This is a genomic window from Aromatoleum tolulyticum, assembly GCF_900156155.1.
Lineage (GTDB): Bacteria > Pseudomonadota > Gammaproteobacteria > Burkholderiales > Rhodocyclaceae > Aromatoleum > Aromatoleum tolulyticum.
The window spans coordinates 123,270-130,218 of record NZ_FTMD01000014.1 but is presented as its reverse complement, the minus strand read 5'-3'; the positions used below and the strand labels follow the sequence as shown (position 1 = coordinate 130,218).

Genomic DNA, 6,949 nt, shown 5'->3' with positions numbered 1-6,949 from the left:
AGAATGTTGTAGTCGAGCTGCTCGCAAAACTGCCGATCCGAGCGAATGGAGTACAGCGCGATCAGCAATTGCCCCTTGAGCAGGCGCTCGGGCGGGATCGACGGCCGTCCGACACTCGAATACAGCGCATTCAGATCCGCCGAAATGGCTGCGAGCGCCCGATCGGCGAGCTTCTTCACCCGCCGCAGCGGATGATCCGCGGGCACGCGCGACTCGGGCGAGAAGTAATGGAACATCGAGGACTGGGGATCGAGTTGGCCGCGCATCGCTGTCAGGACGGGAGTTTCGGGAATGCCTCTATGACAATCAACTCGTCAGTTCGTTCACTGGGTTTTGCATCACCCTGCTAACCCATCCCCACCCCAACCCTCCCCTTGAAGGGGAGGGAGGGCGCGAATCACACGTAGTCCTTGTACTTATCCAGGAACCGCACCGGCTTCGACAGCGCGTCGCGGCGGAACGGGTCGCCCAGTTCGCGCGTGCACATGATCTCGATGATGCAGGTCTTGCCGTGGTTCATCTGCAGGTCGATGGCCTTCTTCAGCGCCGGGCCGACGTCCTCCAGCCGATCCACGGTGATGCCCTCGGCGCCCATCGCCCGCGCGATCTCGGCGAAGCTCTGGTTATCCAGCTCGCCCGCGACGAAGCGGCGATTGTAGAAGTCCACCTGGTTCTTCTTCTCCGCGCCCCACTGGCGGTTGTGGAACACCACGGCGGTCACCGGGATGCTGTGGCGCACGCAGGTCATCGTCTCCATCAGGCTCATGCCCCAGGCGCCGTCACCGGCGTAGGACACCGCCGGACGATGCGGCGCCGCCACCTTGGCGCCGATGATGGTCGGGAAGGCGTAGCCGCAGTTGCCGAAGCTCATCGCGGCGAAGAAGCTGCGCGGCTTCTCGAAGCGCAGGTAGCTGTTGGCGACCGAGTTGATGTTGCCGATGTCGGTCGACACCATCACATCCGGCGGCATCGCCTTCTCGAGCTCGCGCAGCACCTGGCGCGGGTGCAGGTACTCGCCGCCGGAGAAGGGCTTCTCCTTGGCGTTCTCCTCGATCATGTCGAGGCTGAAGGGGTCGCGCTCGTGCGTCCATTCGTCGAGCTCGCGCTCCCACGCGTCCTTCTCGGCCTGCACCTTGGCGAAGCGCTGTTCGCGGTTCGCGTCGCATTCCAGTGAGCGACCGGTCAGGCGCCACGTCAGCGCCTTCGCCGCCGCCTTGGCGTCGCCGCAGATGCCCACCGAGATCTTCTTCACCAGGCCGAGCATCTTGTTGTCGGCGTCGATCTGGATGATCTTGGCGTTCTTCGGCCAGTAGTCCATGCCGTGCTGCGGCAGCGTGCCGAAGGGGCCGAGGCGCGAACCCAGCGCCACCACCACGTCGGCCTGGCTGATCAGCTTCATCGCCGCCTTCGAGCCCTGGTAGCCGAGCGGGCCGCACCACAGCGGATGGCTCGCGGGGAACGAGTCGTTGTGCAGGTAGCTATTCACGACCGGCGCGCCCAGGCGCTCGGCGAGCGCCTTGCACTCCTCGACCGCATCGGCCATCACCACACCGCCGCCGGAGATGATCACCGGGAACTTGGCGGTGGCGAGGAGTTCAGCCGCTTCGTTGAGGCTCGCTTCGCCGCCGGCGCCACGGTCCAGCCGGCTGGGCTTGGGGATCTCGCAGGTGATCTCGCCGTAGAAGTAGTCGCGCGGGATGTTGAGCTGGGTCGGGCCCATCTCGCTCATCGCGCGGTCGAAGCAGCGGCCGGTGTATTCGGCCATGCGCGCGGGGTGCGTCACGTGGCCCTGGTACTTGGTGAACTCCTGGAACATCGGCAGCTGCTTGCATTCCTGGAAGCCGCCGAGGCCCATCGTCATCGTGCCGGTCTCGGGGGTCACGATCACCACCGGGCTGTGCGCCCAGTAGGCCGCCGCGATCGACGTCACGCAGTTGGAGATGCCCGGGCCGTTCTGGCCGATCACCACGCCGTGGCGGCCCGACACGCGCGAGAAGCCGTCGGCCATGTGGCCGGCGCCCTGCTCATGCACCACCGGGATCAGGCGGATGCCGGCCGGCGCGAAGATGTCCATCGCGTCCATGAAGGCCGAGCCCATGATCCCGAACATGTCGGTCACGCCGTTGGCCACCATGGTTTCCACGAAGGCTTCGGACGGGGTCATCTTGTGCGGGCCGCTGACGACGGTGCGGCGGTCTTGTTCGCTCATTGCTGCTGTCTCCTTGTCGAGTATTCGCGAGGGCAAGATATCGTTTTCGGTACTTTTTGTTCCGATTTTCGATACTTGAGTTCAATGTACGTCGACCTTTTCGAGACGTCAATACGAATTTCGTTTTTTTGAACTTTTTGTCTCTTAATTTGAAATTAATTCGAATCACAGCAAAAATCTGCGCGGCGTAGACGTGAAAACGGCATCCGTGCCGATCGGCGCCGGATGCCGTTTTCCGCGGGCGCGGCGACGTGAGGCCGGTGGCGGCCCCTGTCCCGCGCGCGAGGGGATCAGGACTTTTCGAAGGCCTGGGAATCGATCATCACCGGTGCGAGGTCTGGTTTCGCCCTCCACAGGCTTTTCATGCCGTACAGGGCGAGCAGGATGGCCAGGCTCACTACGCCCAGCAGCAGCGGTGTGCGCTGCTCGGGGATGAAGGCCATCGCGACGACGATCGCGAGCATGCCGACGATGGCGACCCAGGTGAGGTAGGGGTAGCACCACATCTTCACGCGCAGGCGGCTCGGGTCTTCCTTCTCCAGTCGCGCGCGCAGGCGCAGTTGCGAGATGGCGATCGACACGTAGACAAAGATCGCGACCGTCCCGTAGGAATTGACGAGGAAGGCGAATACGGTATCGGGCGAGACGTAGGACATTACGACCGCCACGTACCCGAACAGCGTGCCGAGGAGAATCGCACGCACCGGTACACCGTTGCGGCTCACCTTCGCCAGGGCCTTGGGCGCATCGCCGCGACGCGTCAGCGCGAAGAGCATGCGCGAGGAAGCGTAGAGGCCGGAGTTCAGCGCCGAGAGCACCGCCGTCAGGACGATGGCGTTCATGATCTGTGCAGCCGCAGGAATGCCGATTGCGTTGAGCGCGCTGACATACGGCGTCGCCATCGCGGCGGAATTCCACGGTACGAGACATACGACCAGCAACACCGAGCCGACGTAGAAGAACAGCACGCGCGTGATCACGGAGTTCGTCGCCTTCGCGACGGCACGCTCGGGCTCGGCCGTTTCGGCCGCCGCGACCGTGACGATCTCGGCGCCGAAGTAGAAGCCCGTCGCTGCAACCGCACCGGTCAACACCGGTACGATGCCGTTCGGCATGAAGCCGCCGTGCTCGGTCAGGTTGGCGACGCTGGCCGTGGCGTCCGGCCACATCCCCAGCACGTACAGGCCGCCCAGGAACAGGAACACGACGATCGCCGCGACCTTGATCGACGCGAACCAGAACTCGAATTCGCCGAAGGACTTCACCGATATCAGGTTGGTCATCGTGAGGGTCACGAGCAGCACCAGGCTGATGATCCAGGCGGGCACATCGGGCAGCCAGTAGCGCACCAGGTCCGCGCCGGCAACGGCTTCGAGCGCGACAACGATGACCCAGAAGTACCAGTACATCCAGCCCGTGAGGAAGCCGGCGAGATCACCGACGGCCGGCCTGTCCGCCCAGGCGGTGCGCGCGAACTCATAGAAGGCGCCGACTGAAGGCATCGCGACGGCCATCTCGCCGAGCATGCGCATCACCAGCACCACCAGCCCTCCGGTGATCAGGAAGGACAACACCGCGGCCGGCCCGGCCGACTTGATCACCACGCCGCTGCCGACAAAGAGGCCGGCGCCGATCACGCCGCCCAGCGCGATCATCGTCATGTGCCGCTGCTTGAGGCCGTGCTGCAGCCCGCCCGAATTTCCAGATTCCGCTTTCACGTCCGTCTCCTCCGTTGGCGCGGCCATTTCGGCCACGACAGGTTGCTTGTCGTCTTGTTGTGCGTGGGGTGCAGCCAAGCCTTCCAGCCTTATGCACCGATTCGCTGTTTTGATCTGAATGTAGGATCAAGCCTCGATGAGGTCAAGCTTTATTTCCGTTTTCGGAACTTCTTGTATCTTTTATTGGAACATGTCTATCATGGATTGCACAGAACCCAAGGAGACTGCCGTGACGGAACTCGCGCTCGACACCCCGGACCAGCTGCTTCCGGTCCGCTCGCTGTTCGGAATCGATTCCGACCTGAAGGTGCCGGCCTTCGCTACCCGCGACGACCACGTGCCGGAGATCGACACGGCCTACCGCTTCAATCCGGACGTGACGCTGGCGATCCTCGCCGGCTTCACGCGCGACCGCCGCGTGATGGTCCAGGGCCTGCACGGCACCGGCAAGTCGACGCACATCGAACAGATCGCCGCGCGCCTGAACTGGCCCTGCGTGCGCGTGAACCTCGACGGCCACGTCAGCCGCCTGGACCTCGTCGGCAAGGACGCGATCGTCGTGCGCGACGGCCGGCAGGTCACCGAATTCCAGGAAGGCATCGTTCCGTGGGCGCTGCAGCGCCCCGTCGCGCTGATCTTCGACGAGTACGACGCCGGCCGCCCCGACGTGATGTTCGTGATCCAGCGCATCCTCGAGCGCGACGGCAAGTTCACGCTGCTCGACCAGAACCGCGTGATCCGCCCGCATCCGTATTTCCGCCTGTTCGCGACCTCGAACACGGTGGGTCTGGGCAATCTCACCGGCATGTACCACGGCACCCAGGTGCTCAACCACGCACAGATCGACCGCTGGAACATCGTCGCCACGCTCAATTACCTGCCGCGCGACGAGGAAGTCGCGATCGTGCTCGCGCGTGTGCCGGCGAAGAACTGCGACAAGGGCCGCCAGCTCGTCGCGTCGATGGTCGCGGTCGCGGCGCTCACGCGCAAAGGCTTCGCCGCGGGCGACCTGTCGACGCTGATGTCGCCGCGCACCGTGATCACCTGGGCCGAAAACTGCGAGATCTTCCGCGACCCGGCCCTCGCGTTCCGCCTGTCCTTCTTCAACAAGTGCGACGAGGTCGAACGCCCCATCGTCGCCGAGTACTACCAGCGCTGCTTCGGCGAGGAGCTCGACGAATCGTGGAGCGGTGAATCAACAATCGGCGAAGCGGCGGCGCGGTGACGCACAGCGCGCAGCAGAAGGCGAGGCGCCAGCAGAAGGTCGAGGAACTGTGCGCGGCGACGCTGCGCGCGCTCACCGGCCGGCCCGCCCTGCACTACCGCGGCCGGCGACTGTACGCCGGCGAGCGCCTCGTGACCCAGCACGCGCCGCACCTGCGCGTCGATCCCGGCGAGGACGGCTTCACGGACTGCCGCGCCGCCGCCGACGGCGCCGCGCTGCGCCTGCTGTACTCCGACGCCGGCCTGCACGCGCGCCTGTGCCCCGCCGACCCGGTCGAGCGGCTGGTGTTCGAACTGCTGGAACAGTTGCGCGTCGAGACCCTCGCGCCCGCCGACATGCCGGGAATGGCGCGCAACCTGCACGACCGCTTCCACAGCTGGTCGCGCGCCTTCTACCGCTCGGGGCTCACCGAAGGCAGCGTCGGCATCCTGCTCTACACCGTCGCCCAGATGTGCTGGTCGCGCCTGACCGCGCGGCCGGTGCTGGAAGACACCGAGGACTACATCGAAAGCACGCGCATGGGACTCGTCTCCGCACTCGGCTCCGCGCTCTCCGGCATCCGCCGCCATCGTCACGAACAGCACGCTTTCGCGCGGCACGCGCTCGCGATCGCGCGCGTCGTCGGCGAACGCGTGCGCGCCGAGCGCGCGGCGCAGGACGACGAATCCGCAAAGAAGGACGACAAGCACGTCGACGCGCAGGCCGGCTTCGCGCTGCTGCTGGACTTCGACGACGTCGCGGACGGCAGCGACGGCATCGCCGCGGCCACGACCGGCGTCAGCAAGGCCTTTGCCGACGCCGACCTCGCCGCCCTGGCCTACCGCGTCTACACCACGCGCTTCGACACCGAAGTCGTCGCCGCCACGCTGGTGCGCCGCGCGCTGCTGCGCGAATACCGCGAACGGCTCGACCGCCGCGTCGCCGAACAGGGCGTGAACCTCTCCCGCCTCGCGCGCCAGCTCGCCGCCGTGCTCGCCCGCCCCGCCCCGGACGGATGGCGCTTCGGCGAGGAGGAAGGCCATATCGACGGCCGCCGCCTCGCCCAGCTCATCAGCTCGCCCGCCGAGCGCCGCGTGTTCCGGCAGGAGCGCTACGTCCCGCAGGCGGACTGCGCGGCGAGCTTCCTCGTCGACTGCTCGGGCTCGATGAAGACTCACATCGAACCGGTCGCCGTGCTGCTCGACGTGCTGATGCGCGCGCTGGAGACGATCGGCGTCGCCACCGAACTGCTGGGTTTCACAACCGGCGCGTGGAATGGCGGCCGGGCCTACCGCGACTGGATGAGCCGCGGCCGCCCACCCCACCCTGGTCGCCTCAACGAGGTCTGCCACATGGTGTTCAAGGACGCCGACCGCCCATGGCGACGCGCACGCTCAGACATCGCCGCGCTCCTCAAGGCCGACCTCTTCCGCGAAGGCATCGACGGCGAGGCGGTCGACTGGGCGTGCAACCGCCTTCTCGCGCGCAGCGAGGCGCGCCGCATCCTGATCGTCGTCTCCGACGGCTGCCCCTCCGACGGTGCCACCGGACTCGCCAACGACCCCTTCTATCTGGACAATCACCTCAAGGAGGTCGTCGCGCGGCGCGAGCGCGAAGGCGCGGTCGAAATCCTCGGGCTGGGCGTGGGGCTCGACCTGAGCCCCTTCTACCGCCGCAGCCTCGCCACCGACATGACGCAGGGGCTGGAGAACACGCTATTCACCGAAATCGTGCAACTCATTGGCGGCACCCAGTTCCTCCCCTTTCAAGGGGGAGGTTAGGAGGGGGATGGGTTTCTGCGGCGCATCCCCACCCCAA

General features: G+C 66.1%; 5 protein-coding genes. 2 read left to right on the top strand and 3 right to left on the bottom strand.

Annotated features, from left to right (window positions below; translation table 11 throughout):
• The 3 genes from BW991_RS18975 to BW991_RS18965 all read right to left on the bottom strand — a co-directional run.
• On the bottom strand, window positions 1-266 hold a 266-nt coding region (locus tag BW991_RS18975), incomplete at its 3' end, for a transposase (protein WP_139335958.1).
• A 131-nt stretch (window positions 267-397) separates the two neighbouring features.
• Window positions 398-2,209 (bottom strand): sulfoacetaldehyde acetyltransferase, encoded by a 1,812-nt coding sequence (xsc, locus tag BW991_RS18970; RefSeq protein WP_076603686.1) that lies wholly within the window; start codon window positions 2,207-2,209, stop codon window positions 398-400.
• Window positions 2,210-2,499: 290 nt separating this feature from the next.
• Entirely contained in the window at window positions 2,500-3,927 is a 1,428-nt protein-coding gene (locus BW991_RS18965; protein WP_244551760.1) for an amino acid permease, read from the bottom strand.
• Window positions 3,928-4,156: 229 nt separating this feature from the next.
• On the opposite strand from BW991_RS18965, the gene BW991_RS18960 reads away from it, so the two are divergent.
• Complete coding sequence (locus BW991_RS18960; RefSeq protein ID WP_076603684.1) at window positions 4,157-5,152, top strand: AAA family ATPase; 996 nt, start codon at window positions 4,157-4,159, stop codon at window positions 5,150-5,152.
• Window positions 5,149-6,912 carry a cobaltochelatase CobT-related protein gene (locus BW991_RS18955; RefSeq protein ID WP_076603683.1) on the top strand — a complete coding sequence of 588 codons (1,764 nt, stop codon included), beginning with the start codon at window positions 5,149-5,151 and terminating at the stop codon, window positions 6,910-6,912. Before BW991_RS18960 ends, BW991_RS18955 begins: the two co-directional genes overlap by 4 nt.
• Window positions 6,913-6,949 lie beyond the last annotated feature (37 nt).

What these genes read in the sequence shown, in the direction of transcription:
- xsc (WP_076603686.1), bottom strand. Translation starts at nt 2,209, where the DNA reads ATGAGCGAACAAGACCGCCGCACCGTCGTCAGCGGCCCGCACAAGATG.